This is a genomic window from Psychromarinibacter sp. S121 (assembly GCF_049801035.1).
Classification (GTDB): Bacteria; Pseudomonadota; Alphaproteobacteria; order Rhodobacterales; family Rhodobacteraceae; genus Psychromarinibacter.
The window spans coordinates 242,199-261,929 of the sequence record NZ_JBNAGE010000005.1 but is presented as its reverse complement, the minus strand read 5'-3'; the positions used below and the strand labels follow the sequence as shown (position 1 = coordinate 261,929).

Below are 19,731 nucleotides of genomic sequence, written 5' to 3'. Positions count from 1 at the left end.
ATGCCAAAGAATATCGTCATTCTCCTTGACGGCACATCAAATGAAATATCAGCCGACCGGACCAACATCCTTCGGTTATATGGGACGCTGACGAAGAACGAAGAGCAGCTCGTCTACTATGATCCAGGCGTGGGAACCTTCGGCGCTGAAGGGGCCTGGTCTCATCTTTGGCGAAAGGCGGTTGAGATCTGGGGTATGGCAACGGGGTGGGGGCTCGATGCCAATGTGAAGCAAGCCTATCAATTTCTTGTCGAGAACTACGAGCGCAGCGATGGCGGGGAGCGCGATAGGATTTACATTTTCGGGTTCTCGCGCGGTGCGTACTCGGCCCGCGTCCTGGCGGGTTTCCTTCACACGTTCGGTTTGATGGAAGCGAGAAACCTTAATCTTCTCGACTACGCTTACAGGGCCTACAAGCGCATTGGCTCCAGCGGCGGCGAGGGCGCCTTCGCCGAAATGCGTCTGTTCGAGAGGGTCATGCGGCCGGACCGCCCACCCGTACGACTGCTCGGACTTTTTGATACCGTCGCATCTGTCATCGAGAGTGGTCGCACTCTGCCTCGCCTGCGCAGCCATGCCCATACGCGCAACAATTCCTCCGTTGAGGCAGTGCGTCATGCTGTGGCTATTTCCGATCGACGAACGATGTTCAGGCCTCAGCTTTGGGCCGGGGGTCAAACATTCAGCGCGAACAGATTTGATGACACTGACGGAACGCCGCAAGATTTCAAGGAAGTGTGGTTTGCTGGTGTCCATGGCGATATCGGAGGCGGGTATCCGGAAGAGGAAGCTGGATTGGCCAAGATCCCGCTACATTGGATGATCGAAGAAACGAAAGACTTTGGCCTGCTTTACAAGACACGAACCGTAAATGAACTGGTTCTCGGAAAGGCCGATCACGGAAAATACGTTAGCCCAGATCCGACCTCGGACGAGAATGACTCCATGAGCGTTGGCTGGCGTCTGCTGGAATTCGTTCCGCGGAGAAAGCCTTCGGACTCCACGAGACGAGACGTCTTTGGGTGGATCATTCCGAGAATGGAACCTCGGCGCATCCCTTCAGGCTCGTGCATCCATCATTCGGTTTTCGAAGGAGGTCGGAAACCGGGAAATCTACCGGAGGAGCATATCGTCGACGGCGAATGAGCGCCCGCAGGACTGTCGTTTGTCCCGATACTCCTACGAGTCACGCTCACCTGTACCCTATCTAGCAACCGCTACGGTGTGAACCGGCGTGCAATTTTGACCCCGTAGAGGGGTGATCGGCGTCCAAAAATGACCCCCTTACACTGATGTGGATGATGCCCCCGAGGTCATCGGGGAGCACAGTGTGGGATGTTGGTCGTGGAGACGATAGCGAAGATCCGGCGGGCGTATTTTCAGGACAAGAAGTCGATCAAGCAGATCTGCCGTGAACTGCGGGTGTCGCGGAACACGGTGCGCAAGGTGATCCGATCGGGTGCGACGGAGCTCACCTACGAGCGAACCATTCAGCCGTTGCCGAAGATCGGACCTTGGAAAGACTTGCTCGACGAGATGTTGACGGCGAACGCGCGGAAGCCCAAGCGCGAGCGACTGCCCCGGTAGTGTCAGAGGAACTTGGCTTGCGGGCGGGGCAGGGGGCTATATAGCGTCGCCGGATGACGAAACGCGACCCGTTCAAGTATTTCAAGACCAGCCCGGAAGTCATCCGTTTGGCGGTCATGTTGTATATCCGCTTTCCGCTTTCGCTGCGAAACGTGGAAGATTTGCTGCATGAACGTGGCGTCGACATCAGCCATGAGACCGTCCGGTTTTGGTGGCACCGGTTCGGCCCATTGTTCGCCTCAGAGATCCGGAAACGACGGATCGAAGGCATGCGATCCAGCCACTGGCGCTGGCATCTGGATGAGGTGTTCGTGAAGATCAACGGCGAGACGCATTATCTGTGGCGGGCCGTAGATCACGAAGGCGAGGTGCTGGAAAGCTACGTGACGAAGACCCGTGATAAGAAGGCCGCGTTGAAATTTCTCAAGAAAGCCATCAAGAAGCACGGTCGGGCAGATGTCTTCGTGACCGACAAGCTTCGGTCTTACGGCGCTGCACTGAGGGAGATCGGAGCGGCCGATCGCCAGGAAACTGGCCGTTGGCTGAACAACCGTGGTGAGAATTCGCACCAGCCATTTCGACGACGTGAACGGGCGATGCTCCGCTTTCGGCGGATGCGAAGTCTGCAGAAATTCGCATCCGTCCACGCCTCTGTCCACAATCATTTCAATCTGGAGCGCAGCCTCACCTCACGCGGCCATTTCAAGAAGAACCGCGCCGCCGCTCTCCTCGAGTGGCGCGGTCTCTGCGCGGCATAAGGGGCAGCCATCCTGTCCATGCGTAGACTGGTTCGAATTCGTCTGGCAGCACCGTCGGCTGGTTTCCTTGTCGCTGCCGCAATGTGAAAGGCGTTTTCCCTTACAGAACAGCTTTTTTGCGTCCTCTCTTCGGAAGAGGCGAAGCAGAAAGGCAGTCAGATGCGATTTCTCTGACAATGCTCTGCACATTATAAGGGAAAGTCATCCTGTCGTTGTAGAAACAAGTTCTAATTCGTCTGACAGAACCGCGGCAACGGTGGGGAAGCGTCAATCCTGGACTTCGAATCCCATTTCCACCGGATCGCGCGGTCGGCGTATCCAGTAGAATATGCCGACCGCCGCCAGAATAGCGCTGCCGATCGTCCAATAGGGGAAGCTGTCCCGCGGCAGCACCATCAGGATCGCGCTTACCGCAAGCAGGGCGCGCAAGGGCAGGGACAGGCTGGCAAAAAGCCATCCGGTCGAGGCGGCTGACGACGCGACCAGAGCGACGATGGTGATGAGCGTCGCTCCGATGATCTGGGGCGCAGAGCCGATCATCAGCAGCTCGGTGCGGTACAGGAACATGACAGGGATCAGCATGACCGGCACCGACAGGCCAAAGGCCACCCATCCGGTCTTGTTCGCGGGCGCGTCCGCGATGCCCGCAGCCGCATAGGCCGCCAGCGCGATCGGGGGCGTCACCATGGCGAGCACAGCGAAGTACAGCAGCAACATGTGCGTGGCGAGCGGGTCGAAGCCTATGCTGACCATGGCGGGCGCCAGCAGGATCGCCGACATGACGTAGGCCGAGGTGGTGGGCATGCCGAAGCCCAGCACGATGGCCGCCGCTATGGTCAGCAGGACCGCAAAGACCATCGAGCCTTCCGACAGGTCGACGATAATGCCGGTGAATTTGGTGCCGATGCCGGTGAAGGCGACGACGCCCACGATCACGCCAGCCAGCGCACAGGGGATGGCGACGGTCACCGCGCGCTGCGCGCCGGTGGCGAGGCTTAGCACGATGTCCTTGACGTTCTGGCGCGTCGTGCGGCGCAGGCTGCCGATTGCGACGGTGCCGATGATCCCCTCGATACAGGCGCTCGAGACACTGTAGCCGCTGACGATGCGCCACGCGAGCCAGCCCAGCGGCAGCAGCATGTGGCCGTAGGTGCGCAACACCTGCATGGCCGGTGTCATCTCGTTCAGCGACAGCAGTGGCAGCCGGTCGCGGCGGGCGGTGAAGTCGACGGTGATGAAGACCGAGGCGAAGTACAGCAATGCCGGCAGGGCCGCTGCGGTAATGATCTGGGTGTAGGGAATGCGCAGCATGTCCGCCACGATGAAGGCTGCAGCGCCCATCACCGGCGGCATGATCTGTCCGGCGGTCGACACGACGGCCTCTACGGCGCCGGCGAAGGTCGGCTTGTAGCCAGCACGCTTCATCAGCGGGATCGAGAAGATGCCCGAACTCATGACGTTGGCAACCGCGCTGCCCGAGACCAGACCCGTCAGTGCGGAGCCGACGACCGCAGCTTTCGCGGGTCCGCCGCGGTAGCGGCCCGTCATGGCCAGCGCGAGATCGACGATCATCTTGCCTCCACCGAACAGCTCGAACACCGCGGCGAACAGGATGAAGTAGAAGACGACCGAGACCGATATGCCCAGCGGGATGCCGTAAAGACCTTCCATCGTCATGATCTGCTGGTCGACGAACAGCGCGACGCTGTCCTGCCGGTGCCCGAAATCACCGGGCAGGGCGCCGCCGAACAACTGGTACAGGATGAAGGCGGCCACGACGAAGACCATACCCTTGCCGACCAGCCGCCAGGCAACAGCGCCGAGGGTCAGAAGCAGAACGGCGGCGACGGCGAAGTCCATCGCGTAGACCGGGTCGAGGCCGGAGATGCGGCTGAGCCAGCGGTCGTGGCCAAGATAGTGGTACAGTGGTGCGATCAACGATAGCGCGGCGACCAGTAGCAAAATCACCTGTTCCGCCCGCCGGGCGCTGCGTGCGGCCATCAGCGTAGCGCCGGTCGCCATTGCCAGCCCGAGGTGGGCTGAGCGCACGAAAAGAAGGTCCAGTTCCCTGTCCCACCAGATCCAGACCTGGAAAAGCGCCCAGACGAGGGCCGTGGCGGTTGCGAAGAGTTTCATTCAGGGGGCTCCGGACAGGTTCCGAGTATTCAGGGTCGAAGGGCCCGCGCGCCATAACGCGCGGGCCGTCTTTTGTCAGTCCATCCAGCCGCGTTCTTGGAAGTAGCGTTCCGCGCCGGGGTGCAGCGGCAGGTTCACGACTTCCGGGCGCCAGGCGTTCTCGGGGTCAAAATCGGCCAGCGCGCCGTGACCGGCGGCCAGGCGTTCCGCGTTCTCGACTAGCGCCTTGACGATGGTGTAGGCGAGATCGTCGGACATTTCGGCCGATGCGATCAGCGTCGTCGTGGACGAGGGCAGGGTGATTTCATCGTCCTGCCCGCGGAACGAACCAGCCGGAAGCACGGCGGTGCCGAAGCCGTATTTCTCGGTCATCGTGGTCAGCAGTTCCGGCGAAGGCGTCAGTTGCACGACGTCCGAGGTCTGCGAGATCTCGGTGGTCATCGGGTGGCCGATGGTGATCATCTGCGGGGTGGCGTCGACAGTGCCGTCCGCGAAGCCCGAGGTGGTGTCGGGGATAGGAATATAGCTGTACCGGCCGCCAGTAGCTTCAAGTTCGTCCTTCGAGGCGCCTGCTTCGGCGAGAAGCAATTCCCCCGCGAAGGTCGCGACGCTGCCCGGAGGGTTCAGGCCGATCACGGCCTCGGGGTTCACTTCCGTGAAGTATTCGGAAACCGTCGTGCCCGGCTCGGCGCCAGCGGCGGTGACGTTCAGGAAGTAGGTGTCGAGACCGCCCATCAGGGCGCGGATGTTCTCGATCGGGGCGTCATAGGCGACGATGCCTTCGGCAGCCCAGCGGTTGGTCATTGCGTGGCTCAGGGCGATGTCGGCTTGTCCCGCGCCGACGAGGCGCACGTTGGCATGCCCGCCGCCCAGCGGGGGCGTGTCGATTGTCGAGCCTTCCGGCAGCGCGTCGCGGAGGATCTCGCCGATGGTGGCGGAATAGACGAACCAACTGGATCCGGCGCGGAACGAGGCGACGGTCAGTTCGACCGGATCCTGCGCGGCTGCGGGGCCGGTGGCGGTAAGAATGCCAAGGGCCGTCAGCCCGGCAATGCTGCAATTTCTGAGGAACATAAGAGACCTTCCTGTTGTTTTGACTGCCGTGAGGCGAGCAGATGCATCAGTGATACTTCACAGTGATGACTTATCAACCTTTTTCGCGCAAGGGGGTGGTGGATAATTCGGATAGTCCAAAAAAATATGGGTAATATTTGCTAAACAAGATGAAATTATGTGCACTTCACGCACAAGAGCCTGTGTGTGAGTATGCGATTTCTGACGCTTTTGGCGGTAAGATCTTTTTGGCATTGACGAGTATCACACCGCCGGCCATACAGTGATATATCACAAACGAACGCGGAGATCCCATGTCTACCAACTCCCTGGAATTCCAGTGTACTGCTGCCTCCGGCGAGGCGATCTCGCTGAGCGTCGAGCCCGCCGCGCTGGTGATCGCCGGATGGGCCGGCCGCGATTCGGCTGCGGTCGAGGCCCATATCAGGGAGCTGGAAGAGATCGGCGTCGCCCGCCCGCGCCGCACCCCTATGTTCTATCGTCTGGCCCCGTCGCTGGTAACGGTCGACGGTTCGATGGATGTGGTGGGGCGCGAGGCGACCGGCGAAGCCGAGGTCGTGTTGGTGAACGTGAATGGCGAGTTGTGCGTCGGGATCGGATCGGATCACACAGACCGCAAGCTGGAAGCGGTGGGCGTCACGCTCTCCAAGCAGATTTGCGGCAAGCCGGTCGGTCCAGCCCTTTGGAGGCTCGACGACTTGCGCGGGCACTGGGACCAGTTGGTGCTGCGCTCGTTGGTGTGGCGCGACGGCGAATGGCAGCTGTACCAAGATGGAACGCTTGCCGGGTTGATGTCCCCCGAGACCTTGCTGGAGCAATACGCACAAGAAGGTGGATCGTTCGGGCCCGGCGCCGTGATGTTCTGCGGCACGGTGCCGATCATCGGCGAGTTCTACTTCGCCGAGAAAATGGCGCTGGAATTAACTGACCCGGTGCTTGGACGAACGCTTCGTCACGAGTTCGGCGTGAACGGCTTGCAGATCGCCGACTGACGGGCTTGGCTGACTGAGAATTGGAAGGACACACGATGAGCAATATGACGAGCAAACCGCACTTGGAATTCTTCCGGGTCTCGATGGCCGAGGGGTGGGAAGTTCCGCCCGGCTATCCGGAAGGCATCCAGCAAAAGATTCTGGCGGGCAGTCTCGACGAGGAAAACGGCAAGGGCAACCGGTCGCGCCTGCTGCGCTTCGCGCCGGGTGTCTACACGACCGCGCCGTTCGTGCACGACTACTTCGAAGAAGTCTTTCTTGTCTCCGGCGACCTGACTGTGGGCAATGACGAGAACGGCGAGGGTGGCGAGTCCTTCACCGGCCCGACCTACGCCTCGCGGCCGCCGGGAGCCTATCATGGGCCGTTCAAGTCCGAGAACGGCTGTGTGCTCTTCGAAATCCACTACTACGAGGACTGACCCGGATGGCTCCGCTGGTTCGTCGCGATGGAGGTGCCGGCAAGGACGGCAAGCGGGTCTCGCTTGTCGATCAGGCGTATGAGTGCATCAAGCATCGCATCGTCACGACTGCGTTTCCGCCGGGGGCGAGCCTGAACGAAGTGCAGTTGTCCGAGGAGCTAGGGATCGGAAGGACGCCGGTCCACCATGCCCTGCACCGGCTGGCGCAGGAGGAACTCGTTGACATCCTGCCGCGCAAGGGCGTCCGCGTGCGACCGGTGCTGCATGACGAGATCGCCGAACTGATCGAGGCGCGACTCGTGACGGAGCCCTATTGTGCCGCCCGCGCGGCCGAGCGCGTAACGCAGGACCAGCTAGACTATCCGCGCCAGATCCTGGCCGAAGCAGAGGCCGAGCTTGCCGGAGAAGCCCGAATCGAAGCGCTGATGAAATTGGATGGCGCTTTTCACTCTTGGGCTAACCGGGTGGGCGGCAACCGGGTGCTGGCCGATGTGCTAGACCAGTTTCAGGACCGGTCCGCGCGGTTCTGGTTCCTGTCGCTAAGCGATGCCCCACACGTCGAGCAGGTACACGAAGAGCACAAGGCCATTCTCCGCGCTATCGGCGCCCGCGATCCGGAAGGGGCGCAGCAGGCCGCCGAGGCTCATATCAAGTCCTTCCGAAGTACAATTCTAAAAGTGATCTGACATGCTGGAACTGGGTGTGACCCACTGCCTTGCTGCGCTGGCGGCAGGGGATACGACAAGTGTGCAACTGGCGAACCTTGCACTGGACCGCATCGCGGATCCGTCGGGCGAGGGCGCGCGGGTGTTCCGTGATGTCTTCACGAGTACCGCGCTGGCCGAGGCCGAAGCCTCTGACCGGCGCCGGGCGGCGGGCGAACCTCTGGGACGGCTCGATGGGGTGCCTGTTTCGGTGAAGGATCTATTCGACATCGCGGGTTACGTGACGATGGCGGGCTCGGTGGCGCTGGCCAGCGATCCGGCGGCGCAGGCGGATGCCGAGGTCGTCGCACGGTTGAGGGCCGAAGGCGCGGTGATCGTGGGGCGCACGAACATGACCGAACTGGCGTTCTCCGGACTGGGCCTGAACCCGCATCATGGCACCCCCGCGAACCCGTGGGACCGCGCCGCGCGGCGCATTCCGGGAGGCTCGTCCTCGGGCGCGGCGGTGTCTGTCGCCGACGGCATGGCGGCGGCTGGCATCGGCAGCGACACCGGCGGCTCTGTCCGTATCCCGGCGGCGCTGTGCGGGCTTGCCGGGTTCAAGCCGACGCAGGGCGAGGTGTCCCGCGCCGGTGTCTATCCCCTATCACCGACGCTGGATTCCATCGGCCCAATTGCACCCACCATCGCGGACTGTGTGCTGCTGCACGGCATCCTGAGCGGGGCAGACGTGTCGCCAGCGACTTACGACACGCCGCCAGGGTTTCTTGTGCCCAGCAACTATGTAACCGGCGGAATCGACGACACCGTCGCCACTGCCTTCGCCGCTGCACTGGACCGGCTGGAAGCCGCCGGCGTCAAGCTGGACTGCAAGACCGTCGCGGCTTTCGAGCGCCTGCCCGAGATGGGCAAGATCGGCGCCTATCCCGGGATCGAAGCCTTCGCCTCCGAGAAGGACCGGCTGGCCGCGACCCCTGACGCCTTCGACCCGCGCGTGTCGGCGCGTATCCTTGCCGCGGGCAACCTGCCGGCGGATGCGAAGGACCGGCTCGATGCGGCGCGGGCCGTCTACATCGCGGAACTGGAGGCCGAGATGCAGGGCTATGACGGCCTTCTGATGCCGACTGTCCCGACCATCGCGCCCCGAATGGAAGACCTTGCCGACGACGGGGCCTATGGCACGGCCAACCTGCTGATGCTGCGGAACCCGACGGCGGTCAACATTCTGGGCGGCTGTGCGGCCAGCCTTCCGCTTCGCGGTGCAGACGGTGCCCCGGTGGGCCTGTCGGTCGCAGGCGCCGCCGGCGCCGATGCTCAGGTGCTGGGCCTTGCGCTGCACCTCGCCGATATTCTCTTACACTGATCCACGAGGAAGACATGACCGAAAACAGAGTTCTCATCGCAGGCGCCGGCCCTGTCGGCATGGTCGCCGCGGCACGGCTGGTGCAGGCGGGAATCCCCGTGACCGTATTCGAGGCCGGAAGCGATCTGTCGACCCAGTCGCGCGCCTCGACCTTCCACCCGCCGACGCTGGACATGCTGGCCGAGCTGGGCGTGGCGGACAAACTGATCGAACAGGGGCTGGCCGCGCCTTACGTTCAGTACCGGTCGCGCTCTGACGGTCTGTTGGGCCGGTTTGACTTCAGCGAGATCGGGGACCTGACGGGCCACCCGTACCGGCTTCAGTGCGAACAGTGGCGCCTGTGCCGCGCGCTGCTCGAGAAGCTGACCGGCGAGCCCGACTTCGAAATCTGCTTCGACAGCCCGGTGAAATCGGTGGCGCAGGACGACGCCGGCGTGACGATCACGCTGGGCGAGGGCGATGCCGCCCGCACCCGGACCGGCCGGTGGCTGATCGGTGCCGACGGCGCAAGCTCGGTTGTGCGCCAGACCCTGGGGATTGGCTTTGAAGGTTTCACCTGGGCGGAACGCTTCCTTGTCGTGACCACCACGGCGGACCTGCGCGCCCTGGTGCCCGACCTCGATACTGTCACTTACGTGGCCGATCCGGAGCAATGGAACTTCTTTCTGGAAATCCCGACCGCTTGGCGCGTGATGTTCCCCGTGCCTCAGGATATGTCCGACGAGCAGGCGCTGGAGCCCGGCTATGGCGACGGTCTCTTGCGCAAGGTGTTGCCCGAGACCGAGATGGATCTGCCGGTCGAGCACCGGACGCTGTACCGCGTGCATCAGCGCGTGGCGGACACCTTCCAGCAGGGGCGCATTTTCCTTGCCGGGGACGCCGCGCACATCAACAACCCGCTGGGTGGCATGGGCATGAACGGCGGCATCCACGATGCGGTGAACCTGACGGGCCGCATGGTCTCGGTCTGGAACGGCGACGCGGGCGAGGAGGAGCTGACACGCTATGACCTTCAGCGCCGGCAGGTGACCGAGGAACACGTGCAGACCATAACCATCCAGAACAAGCGTGACCTCGAAGCGAAAACCTCCGAGGACCGCGCCGCCTATCGCGATGCAATGGCCCGCCGGATGGAGGACGCGGACGTGCGGCGCACCTTCCTGCAACGCATTGGCATGTTCAACTCGCTGGCGCGGGCGGCCGAACTGGGCTGACCGGTCGGAATGGCATTGGGGTCGAGCGAAGCCTGAAACGCCACATGTGAAGGCGCGTGGTGTTCCTCGGCCGGCAAGCCTGGGGGTGGTATCCGGCGGCGCACTGAGTGTCGCGACCCGGGTGCGAATTGCTGCTCCGCAATCGACCTTGGACTTCTGATGCCAGATTGCTAACGCATGGTTTAACGATTAACCTTGCCTGACATGACAGACCTTCCACTCTTTCTTGGAATCGATGCCGGCTCTTCCGTGACGAAGGCCGCGCTGTTCGACCTGCGCGGAAGACTGGTTGGCAAAGTAGCGCGGACGCTGCAGATGTCGCGGCCCGAGGCGCGCCGGGTCGAGGTCGATCCCGAACTGGCTTGGGGCACTCTGTGCGCGGTTCTTCACGATCTGTGGACCGAGACCGGCATCGCGCCGTCGCGCATCGCCGGGGTCGGGCTGACGGGTGCGATGGTGGGGCTGTGGCTGCTGGATGGTGACGGAAGGCCCGTGGCCCCCGGCATAAACTGGGAGGACTCCCGCGCACAGTTGCTGCTGGAAGCGATGGAAGCCGCCGAACCCAATATGCCCGCCACGATCTTCGCGAGTTCCGGCAGTGCGTTGCAGCAGGGCTGCACGTTGCCGCTTTTGGCATGGATGCGTGACCATGCGCCGGACACGCTGGCGCGGGCACGTCACGCGATCAGCTACAAGGACTTCCTGCGCTTCCGCCTGACCGGCGAGATCGCGGCCGACCAGACCGAAGCCAGCGTCGCACCGGGCGACACGAAAGCGCGCGGGTTTAGCTCGCGAATGCTGTCGCTGTTCGGGCTGAACGGGCTGGCGCATCTTTTGGGACCCGTGCGTCCTTCCGAGGGATGCGCGGGGCGGGTGACTCCTGAGGCCGCGCACGTCACGGGGCTGGTCGAGGGAACCCCGGTCGCCATAGGCGCAGGCGACGTGCCGGCAGGGGTGACGGGGATGGGCGGGCGCGCGCCCGGGACCGTCTCGATCATTCTGGGCACCACCTGCATGTTGGGCGTCGCTACCGACCGGCCCGTTTTCACGCCGCCGGGGCTGGGGCTGTTGTTCCCGCTGCCCGGCGATACGTGGTTCCGTGCGATGGTGAATGTTGCGGGCACACTGGCGCTGGATTGGGCGCTGGACCTGTTCTGTCCTGACTGGCCCTCCGGTCCAGAGCGCTACGCGAAAGCCGAGGCGCTGGTGCGCGAAGTGCCGGTTGGGGCCAACGGCGTGACCTTCCTTCCGTACCTCAGCGAAAGCGGGATCATCGCGCCCAAGGTCTCGACCGGGGCGCGGGGGACTTTTTTTGGTCTGACCCCGACGCACGGACGGGCCGACGTCCTGCGGGCGGTGCATGAAGGGATCGTGCTGGCCATCGTCGACCTCGTAAATCTGTTGCCACCATCCGATACCGTCGCGCCAGTGCTGATCGCCGGAGGTGGCGCGCGCAGCGAGACATGGGTGCAGATGATCGCCGATGCTCTGGGCCGCACCGTGAAAGTGCCCGACGGTAGCGAGTTCGGCGCCCTCGGCGCGGCGATGCTGGCCGCAACGATGGTCGTCTCCGACAAGGATAGCTTCACCGCGATGGCGCCGCCTCGGGCGGGGCTTATCGCCCCGCTTGGCGACCAAGCCGTCGCATGGCGCGCGGCCCATTCCCTCTATTCCGCAAGACGCGACGCCGTCCTTGCCGCCGCAGATATGGAGACCCCCGAATGACCGATACCGTCGCCCGATATTTTGACGACCTTCTCGCCCGGCTGACGGATCTGCGCGACAGCGCCGCCGCGCCGATGGCCGCCGCGACCGAGGCGGTGCTGGAGGTGCTGGACAGGGGCGGGCGGGTCTTCGTGTTCGGAACCGGGCACTCGCATACGATGGCCGAGGAAACCCACTACCGCGCCGGTGGTCCGGCCTTCACAGTGCCGATCCTGTCGGGGCCAACCACCGTGCAGGACGGCGCGGTTGCGGGGACCGTCTACGAGCGCTTGCCAGGTATCGTGGCGCCAATCCTCGACCGCTACGGCGTAGGAGACCGCGATATGCTGATCGTGGTGTCCAACTCGGGCGTGAACGTTGCGCCCGTGGAGGCTGCGGAGTTGGCAAAGCAACGCGGGGCCGTTGTCGTGGCGGTGACCTCCGAGGCTTATTCGGCCCACGCGGCGCGCGGGCGGGTGCGGATTGCCGACATTGCCGACATCGTGCTGGACAACGGTGGCCCGGCGGGCGACGCCGCCATCGCGCTGGAAGGCAGCGAGATGCGGGTCGGGCCGGTGTCGACGGTGATCGGCGCGACGTTGCTGAACGCGCTGTTCGCGGACGTGGCGCAAAGGTTGGTGGACAGGGGTGAGGACGTGCCGGTCTACCGTAGCGCCAACATGGAAGGCGCGGACGAGATCAATGCGCGGCTGATTGCGAAGTACCGCGACCGCAACCCGCACCTGTAGGAGCGCGGCGGAATAAGGTTCAGGTCGTGGGGCAGGTGCTTTCGCGGACCAGCAGCTTTGGCGCCATGTCGACCACCTGCCGCGGAGCGTCCGGATCGTCGATCCGGGCCAGCAAAAGCCGCACTGCCGCCGCGCCGAGTGCGTCGTAGTCGATGTGGACAGTCGTCAGCGGCGGAGTGGCGAACCGCGCCTCGTCGATATCGTCGAAACCCACAATGGAGAGATCTCGCCCGGGGGCGCGCCCAACCTCGTGTGCGGCGCGCTGCGCGCCAACGGCAAGAAGGTCCGAGAAACATAGCACCGCTGTGAGATCGGGAACCGCGGCCAGCATCCGTTTCATCGCGAGGTAGCCGCTTTCGCGGTCGGGGTGGCAGAATTCGGTCCACTCCGGCGGCGGCGTCATGCCCAGTTCAGCCATGATCCTCACGTAGTGGACATGTCCTTCGGGGCGGGTGCCGGTTTCGGCGCTGCGTCCGATCCAGCCAATCCGGCGGTGACCCAACTCGGCGAGGTGGGTCATCGCCAGCCGGACACCGGTGGGGAAGTCGATCCGCACGGTGTCGATGTCGGCGTCGACCACCGAACGCGACGCGAGCACGAGGGGGATACGGTCTTGAACCATGCGCAGGTGCTCCTGCGTCGTTCCGGCCGCTGGGCTCAGGACGAGGCCCGCGATGTTCGTTTCGATGGCGCTGGATAGGAACCTTTGCTGCTTCGCTACGTCATCCTCGGAATCGCCGATCATCATCGACCAGTTCTCATCCGCCAGCACCCTCTGCGCGCTGGTCAGAATGGCCGAGACCGTGGGATTGACGATCGTGTGAAGGCACATGGCGATCATCGTGGATTGCGACATCCGCAGGTGTGCCGCCGCACGGTTGTAGACATATCCATGCTCTGCAGCGAGGTCGGCGATGCGTTTGCGGGTTGCGGGCGAGATCTTCTCGCTGCCGCGCAGGGCAAGCGAGACCGACGCCGCCGAAACCCCGGCCAGCCGTGCCAGGTCCGCCATCGTCATCCGCCGCATCGTGCCGTCCTTCCTCGCCTGTCGCCCCTTTATCGCGGGTGCTGCGGCGGAATGCTAGCCGCGGCCACACCGGATCGGCGTTCTGCGCCATTTCGGAATGCGGGGGAACCCCGGAATGAGCCGCGGTTCAGCCCCGCCGAACCGTCTGGCCGGGGCGGGCGCCGGTGGACTGTCCTTCGGTCCAGACCGTCGTGCCGTTCACCAGAACGTGGGCGATGCCCTCGGCAGGCTCGGTCGGCGTGGCCCAGTCGGCGCGGTCGCGGACCCGGACCGCGTCGAACAGCGTCACGTCGGCCTTGCAGCCGGGCGCGATGCGGCCCCGGTCGGTCAGCCCGAACACTTGCGCGGTCAGGCCGGTCATCCGATGCACGGCCTCCGGTAGGTCGATCAGGCCAAGGTCCCGGCTGTAGTGGCCGAGGATGCGCGGGAAGGTGCCCCACAGTCGGGGATGCGGAAACTTGTCGTTCGGGAGGCCATCCGAGCCGATCATCGTCGCCTCATAGCGCAGAATTTCCTGTACGTCCTTTTCCGCCATCATGAACAGGATGCCTCCGGCGGGAGACAGCCGTTCGATGGTCGCGTCCAGCGGCAACTCCCACTCGGCGCAGACCTCTTCCAGATCGCGGCCCGCCATCTCGGGGTGGGGGTCCGACCAACTGACGACCACGCGCTCGGTATCCTCGACCGTCTTGAGGTTCAGCACGGAGGACCCGGCGGTGTAGGGGTACAGGTCCAGCGCGATGTCCTGCGTCAACCGCTGCCGATGCACGCGGCCCAGCGTCTCGGTTGCGCGACCGTGGTTCTGGACGCCGATCAGTTTGTGATGCGACAGGACCAACCGTGACTGCAGACGGCGAGCAATGCTGAACGCCTCTTCCAACGCAGGCATGATGTAGTCGGCCTCGTTGCGTAGGTGGGTGGCGTACACAATGTCCATGCCCTTGGCGGGCTCTGCCACGCCGACCACCTCCTGCGGGGTCGAGGCGGCGGCGTTGGGATAGAATAACCCCGTCGAATAGCCGAGCACACCGGCCTCCAGCGCCTCTTCGAACAGCTTTCGCATTGCCGCGACTTCGTCACGCGTGGCGGCCTTTTCGAGGTCGTCCATGATCGACCGGCGCAATGTGGTCAGACCGACGAGAGGCAGCGCGTTGACAGCGGCAGGCGTGTCGTCGAGCGCTTCAAGAAACCCTGAAAACGTCTTGAATTTGAACAGCTCGTCCGCACCGAGAAGGTTCATCGGCGGGGCGGGTGGGCGCCCGAAGGTGGGCGCCAACGAGATGCCGCAATTGCCGATCACGACCGAGGTCACGCCCTGACTGACCTTGGCCGACATATCGGGCGACGTCAGCAGGTAGCCGTCGTCGTGGGTATGGCAGTCGATAAAGCCCGGCGCAACGGTCAGCCCCGTGGCGTCGATCTGCTTGCCGGCATGCGCGCCGTCTAGGTTGCCGACAGCGGTGATCCGGTCGCCCACAAGGCCGACGTCGGCCCGCTGTCCGGGTGCGCCGGTGCCGTCGATGACCGTGCCCCCTGCGATGATTGTGTCGAAGCAAAGGGTCTGTTCGGAAGTCATGGAAGCCTCGGGTCTTTACAGCGGCAGGGCAGCGCCGGTTTCGGGATCGAACAGGCGGAGCCGGTCCAGTGCCACGCGCATGCGGACCATGTCACCGGGCGCGGGCCAGCTGTCGACTGCGGCGCGGGACACCAGTTCGGCCCCCGCGACATCGATGTGAAGGATGACCTCGCCGCCCAAGGGTTCGACCAACGTCACACGCGCCTCCAGCGCGGCCTCGGGGCCCCGGATCACGCCGTCTGGTGGTTGCAGGTGCTCGGGGCGGATCCCGAAAGTCACGGTGCGGCCCGTAAACGGAGCAAGGCGGCCGGCTTGTCCCTCAGGAAGCACCATGCGGGTGCCGTCCTCGAAGGTCAGTGCGGTAGGGTCCGCGGTGACGGTGGCCGCGAGGAAGTTCATGCCGGGACTGCCGATGAACCCGGCGACGAAGCGGCTGGCGGGGTTGGCGTACAACTCCTGCGGCGGGGCGACCTGTTCGATCCGCCCGCCGCGCATGACCACGACGCGGTCGGCCAGCGTCATCGCCTCGACCTGATCATGAGTGACGTAGATTGTGGTGGTGTCGACGCGCTGGTGGACGCGCTTGATTTCGCTGCGCATTTGGGTGCGCAACTCGGCATCGAGGTTCGACAGAGGTTCGTCGAACAGGAAGGCCGAGGGGTGCCGTACGATGGCGCGGCCCATCGCGACCCTCTGGCGCTGGCCGCCCGAAAGCGCCTTGGGCTTGCGGTCGAGCAGGGCGCCGATGCCCAACGTCTCGGCCGCGTCGCGCACGCGGGTCTCGATCTCGGCCTTGGGAGTCTTCCCAAGCGACAGCCCGAAGGCCATGTTGTCGAATACCGTCAGGTGCGGATACAGCGCATAGTTCTGGAACACCATCGAGATGTCGCGCTGCCGGGCGGGCAAGTCGTTCACCACCCGGTCGCCGATCCGGATCGTGCCGCCGGTGATCTCTTCGAGCCCTGCGATCATCCGAAGCGTCGTCGACTTGCCGCAGCCCGAAGGGCCAACCAGAACGACGAATTCGCGGTCTTCGACGGCAAGGTCGATGCCGTGCACGGCGGTCATCCCGGTTCCGTAGGATTTGACCACTCCGTCGAGTGTGACTTTCGCCATATGCGGTGTCCCGTCGTTCTGAATGCGCTGTCTGGATCGTCCGACCCCAGCGCATCCATGGGGAGGCGCAGAGGTCGGCGATCCTGCTTGAATCATACCGTAACCTGGCAGTTTTCACTTAGTCAAACGATTAAACTTGCGTTTTTGAATGCCCCTTCCTACGATCCGAGTCATGCGGCGGAGATCGTCCAACCTTTGGTCGGGGGTCCGCTTGCCAATGAAAATGCTTATCCCGGCAGAGGAGTTTTCCGACATGACCAGCTCGTTCAGAGCATCGCGCCTGTGCGCGGTTCTTCTGGCCACGACCGCCGCCTCCGGCGCCATGGCCCAGACCAAGATTACGATGTGGCACCAAGAGCAGGTGCAGCCGCGCATCGACCAGTTCCAGGTCGTCATCGACGCGTTCAACGCCAGCCAGGACGAATACGAAGTTGTTCAGCAGGTGCAGGGCTGGGGCAACATCTACCAGGTGCTGCCGCCCGCTGTGGACGCCGGCATCCAGCCGGACATCCAGTTCACCATCCCCGATTTTACTGTGACCGTGCGCGACACCGGCGCGGTGCAGCCGGTGACCGAGTTCGTCGCCGAGCTTGACGAGGCGCACGGCTTCATCGAGCAAGCGGCGCTGCCCTACACGGACGACGGAGAGGTCTGGGCGGTTCCGGTCTACGGCATGGTGCAGGTGCTGTGGTACCGCAAGGACCTGTTCGAGGCCGCAGGTCTCGACCCCGAAACGCCCCCCGCCACGTGGGACGAGCTGCTGTCGGCAGCCGAGACGCTGACCGGCGACGGCGTCTATGGCATCGGCATCCCGGCCTCGCTGAGCCTTGCGACGGATCAGGTGTTCTACAGCTTCATGGCTGTGAACAACGACGCCGAACTGTTCGACGAAAGCGGCGCGGTTGTCTTCGATAACCCCAACACCGTTGCGACGCTGGACTTCTACAAGCAGCTTTCCGAGTTGGCGCCGTCGGGCATCGGCTCGTGGACTTGGGCCGAGCCGCAGGACGCGCTGAACGCGGGCGCCGTAGCGATGGCGATCGAGAAGGGGCAATACCTGTCGACCTTCGAAAGCGCCTCGGGCCAGCCGCCAGAGTCGCTGGGCTGCGCACCGATCCCGGTGGCCGACGGTGGTGAACGTGCCTCGATCTACTACTCGAACGCGGCGATGATCATGACCGACGACCCCGAGCGCCGCGCCGGTGCCGAGGCATTCCTGTCGTTCCTGCTGGAGCCCGAGAACTATGCCGATTTCCTGCTGGCCGAGCCGGGTCTGTTCCTGCCACTGACCGAGGACGGCGCGACCGACGCTTGGAAGAATGCCGAGGCGCTGGCCCCGTACCAGACCTGTCTGGACCTGATGACCGAGCAGTCCGGCTATGGCAAACTGCCGGGCTTCAACACCGGTGAGGTTCAGGACGCTATCGGCCCTATCGCGGCGCAGAACATCTTGGCGCAGGTCGTGCAGCGCGCGATCATCGGGGATGACAGTGCCGCCGATGCCGTGGCCTGGGGGCAGACCCAGATGGAAAGCGCTATCTCGGAATGACCGGCGCGACCGTTGAAGACGTGAAGGAGGCCGCCCCTACGGGGGCGGCAACCATGTCCGTCCGGGCGGGCCTCGGGCGGCTGTTCGCGGCGCCGATCCTGATCTGGCTGGCTCTGACCATCGCGCTGCCTCTGGGCTACTGCATCTGGATCAGCCTGACCAACGCCAACACCATGGGCGGCGTGCCGCGGTTCGTCGGGCTGGCGAACTACGTCACCGTGTTCTCGGACGGCACGATGACCGGACCCTTTCTGCGCAGCCTGATGTGGGCCATAGGCGCCGCCGTCCTGCAAACGGTGATCGCGGCTGGCGCCGCGCTGCTGCTGTCGCGGGGATTTCGCGGGCAACACATTGCGCGAACGTGGATCATGATCAGCTGGGTGGTGCCCACGATTATCGTTACCTTCCTGTGGCGTTGGATGTTGAACGCCGACTTCGGAGTGGTGAATCACGTGCTGACGGGCCTTGGCCTGATCGAGCGGCCTATCGACTTCCTCGGCGACCCCGATTTCGCCTTCCTGACCGTATCTCTGATCAATGCCTGGCGATGGTTTCCATTCATGACGCTGCTGATCCTCGCCGCCCTGACGCGCATTGCGCCTGAATACTACGAGGCCGCCAAGGTCGAGGGGGCGACTGGCCTGCAGATCTTCCAGCGGGTGACGCTGCCCTTCATCCAGCCTGTGCTGTACGTGGTGGGCCTGCTGGGTACGCTGTGGTCGATCAACGTGTTCGACATCATCTGGCTGACCACCAAGGGCGGCCCCATCGGCGTAACCAAGACAATGCCCGTCGCGATCTACGAGCGCGCGTTCCAGCAATTCCGCCTGGGCGAAGCCTCGGCCATGTCGGTGACGCTGGCGCTGTTTCTGCTGGTCTTCGCCTTCTGCTACATCCGCTTCGTGCCGTCCGGCGCCTCGGAACAGGAGGTCGTGTGATGCCGTCCGTTCTTGTCCCCGGCCTGCTGCGTGGCGCGCTGATACTTATGATGCTGGCGATTATCGGCCTGCCGTTCATCTGGATGCTGCTCAGTTCGTTCCAGCCCAACGCGGTGCTGATCCGACCCGGAGAGTTGTTCCGGCTGGACGCCCTGACGCTGGATAACTACGCGCGCCTCCCGCGCGAGGCAAATTTCCTGCTGGTCCTGCGCAATAGCCTGATCGTGGCGCTGGCCAGCACCGCGATCTCAATCCCGCTGGCGCTGCTGGCGGCCTACAGCGTGTACCGGACCAAGTATCGCGGGCGGCAGACGGTCTACCTGTTGCTGCTGGTGGTGTACGTCTTCCCTGGCATCCTGCTGCTGACACCGCTGTTCAAGTTGTTCGCACTGTCGGGCGCGCTGAATACATGGGCCAGCCTGATCATCATGAACGCCACCTTCGCGGCGCCGTTCAGCGTATGGCTGATGCGCGGGTTCTTCACTTCGATCCCCGACGGCATCGAGGAAGCTGCGGCCATCGACGGCGCGACCGACATGCAGATCTTGCGGCGGATCATCGTGCCGCTGACCCTGCCAGGTATCGTGGTGACGGGGACTTACACATTCGTTTACTCGTGGACCGAGTTCTTGTTCGCCTCGGTTTTCATCATCGATGATAGCCTGCAGACATTGCCCGTAGGGCTGGAGGGGCTGGTGTCCTCATATTCCATCGACTGGGGCCTATTGTCGGCGGCCGCAGTGATGACAGCGCTGCCGGTGGTCATCCTGTTCGCCTTCGCCGGGCGGTACTTCATCGCCGGGGTTACGGCGGGATCGTCCAAGTAGGGCGGGGTCCCGCGATGCCTACATGCAAGGAACAGGG

At 64.0% G+C, this 19,731-nt stretch carries 17 protein-coding genes and 1 pseudogene; 13 read left to right on the top strand and 5 right to left on the bottom strand.

Annotation, left to right across the window (positions count from 1 at the left end):
- From ACP156_RS21825 to ACP156_RS21815, 3 genes and pseudogenes are all read left to right on the top strand, one after another.
- Positions 1-1,146: a DUF2235 domain-containing protein gene (locus ACP156_RS21825; protein WP_425053504.1), complete on the top strand. Its 1,146-nt coding sequence runs from the start codon at positions 1-3 to the stop codon at positions 1,144-1,146.
- A gap of 189 nt (positions 1,147-1,335) precedes the next feature.
- Positions 1,336-1,584: pseudogene (locus ACP156_RS21820) on the top strand (IS21 family transposase); the annotation flags it as partial.
- Positions 1,585-1,640: 56 nt separating this feature from the next.
- On the top strand, positions 1,641-2,345 hold the full coding sequence (locus ACP156_RS21815; RefSeq protein ID WP_425053503.1) for an IS6 family transposase: 705 nt from the start codon (positions 1,641-1,643) through the stop codon (positions 2,343-2,345).
- Positions 2,346-2,612: 267 nt separating this feature from the next.
- Here ACP156_RS21815 and ACP156_RS21810 read toward each other — a convergent pair whose 3' ends face one another.
- Together ACP156_RS21810 and ACP156_RS21805 are read right to left on the bottom strand one after the other, a co-directional pair.
- Positions 2,613-4,481: a TRAP transporter permease gene (locus ACP156_RS21810; RefSeq protein WP_425053502.1), complete on the bottom strand. Its 1,869-nt coding sequence runs from the start codon at positions 4,479-4,481 to the stop codon at positions 2,613-2,615.
- Between the two features lie 75 nt (positions 4,482-4,556).
- Positions 4,557-5,555, bottom strand: a complete 999-nt coding sequence (locus ACP156_RS21805) for a TAXI family TRAP transporter solute-binding subunit (RefSeq protein WP_425053501.1) — start codon at positions 5,553-5,555, stop codon at positions 4,557-4,559.
- A 293-nt stretch (positions 5,556-5,848) separates the two neighbouring features.
- Between ACP156_RS21805 and ACP156_RS21800 the strand changes: the two genes are divergently transcribed.
- From ACP156_RS21800 to ACP156_RS21770, 7 genes are all read left to right on the top strand, one after another.
- The gene (locus ACP156_RS21800; protein WP_425053500.1) at positions 5,849-6,547 is read left to right on the top strand and encodes a DUF2848 domain-containing protein; all 699 of its coding nucleotides are present in this window, start codon (positions 5,849-5,851) and stop codon (positions 6,545-6,547) included.
- Between the two features lie 35 nt (positions 6,548-6,582).
- Entirely contained in the window at positions 6,583-6,966 is a 384-nt protein-coding gene (locus ACP156_RS21795) for a cupin domain-containing protein (protein ID WP_425053499.1), read from the top strand.
- 5 nt (positions 6,967-6,971) lie between these two features.
- A complete protein-coding gene (locus ACP156_RS21790; RefSeq protein ID WP_425053498.1) occupies positions 6,972-7,652 on the top strand; it encodes a GntR family transcriptional regulator in 681 nt (226 codons plus the stop codon).
- 1 nt (position 7,653) lies between these two features.
- Positions 7,654-8,994 carry an amidase gene (locus tag ACP156_RS21785; protein WP_425053497.1) on the top strand — a complete coding sequence of 447 codons (1,341 nt, stop codon included), beginning with the start codon at positions 7,654-7,656 and terminating at the stop codon, positions 8,992-8,994.
- A 14-nt stretch (positions 8,995-9,008) separates the two neighbouring features.
- Entirely contained in the window at positions 9,009-10,208 is a 1,200-nt protein-coding gene (locus ACP156_RS21780; protein ID WP_425053496.1) for an FAD-dependent oxidoreductase, read from the top strand.
- 204 nt (positions 10,209-10,412) lie between these two features.
- Positions 10,413-11,933, top strand: coding sequence for an FGGY-family carbohydrate kinase (locus tag ACP156_RS21775; protein WP_425053495.1), 1,521 nt, complete (start codon positions 10,413-10,415; stop codon positions 11,931-11,933).
- Positions 11,930-12,661 carry an SIS domain-containing protein gene (locus ACP156_RS21770; RefSeq protein WP_425053494.1) on the top strand — a complete coding sequence of 244 codons (732 nt, stop codon included), beginning with the start codon at positions 11,930-11,932 and terminating at the stop codon, positions 12,659-12,661. Before ACP156_RS21775 ends, ACP156_RS21770 begins: the two co-directional genes overlap by 4 nt.
- Positions 12,662-12,680: 19 nt before the next feature.
- Here ACP156_RS21770 and ACP156_RS21765 read toward each other — a convergent pair whose 3' ends face one another.
- The 3 genes from ACP156_RS21765 to ACP156_RS21755 form a co-directional block, all read right to left on the bottom strand.
- Positions 12,681-13,688 (bottom strand): LacI family DNA-binding transcriptional regulator, encoded by a 1,008-nt coding sequence (locus ACP156_RS21765; RefSeq protein ID WP_425053493.1) that lies wholly within the window; start codon positions 13,686-13,688, stop codon positions 12,681-12,683.
- A gap of 127 nt (positions 13,689-13,815) precedes the next feature.
- Positions 13,816-15,264, bottom strand: coding sequence for an N-acyl-D-amino-acid deacylase family protein (locus ACP156_RS21760; protein ID WP_425053492.1), 1,449 nt, complete (start codon positions 15,262-15,264; stop codon positions 13,816-13,818).
- 15 nt (positions 15,265-15,279) lie between these two features.
- Positions 15,280-16,380: an ABC transporter ATP-binding protein gene (locus ACP156_RS21755; RefSeq protein ID WP_425053491.1), complete on the bottom strand. Its 1,101-nt coding sequence runs from the start codon at positions 16,378-16,380 to the stop codon at positions 15,280-15,282.
- A gap of 253 nt (positions 16,381-16,633) precedes the next feature.
- Here ACP156_RS21755 and ACP156_RS21750 point away from each other — a divergent pair, with 253 nt between their 5' ends.
- Genes ACP156_RS21750 through ACP156_RS21740 form a run of 3 tightly spaced genes read left to right on the top strand, consistent with a single transcriptional unit; the run spans position 16,634 to position 19,694 of the window.
- Positions 16,634-17,929: an extracellular solute-binding protein gene (locus ACP156_RS21750; RefSeq protein WP_425053490.1), complete on the top strand. Its 1,296-nt coding sequence runs from the start codon at positions 16,634-16,636 to the stop codon at positions 17,927-17,929.
- 53 nt (positions 17,930-17,982) lie between these two features.
- Positions 17,983-18,867 (top strand): carbohydrate ABC transporter permease, encoded by an 885-nt coding sequence (locus ACP156_RS21745; RefSeq protein ID WP_425053489.1) that lies wholly within the window; start codon positions 17,983-17,985, stop codon positions 18,865-18,867.
- On the top strand, positions 18,867-19,694 hold the full coding sequence (locus ACP156_RS21740; protein ID WP_425053488.1) for a carbohydrate ABC transporter permease: 828 nt from the start codon (positions 18,867-18,869) through the stop codon (positions 19,692-19,694). The genes ACP156_RS21745 and ACP156_RS21740 overlap by 1 nt, the downstream gene beginning before the upstream one ends.
- Positions 19,695-19,731 lie beyond the last annotated feature (37 nt).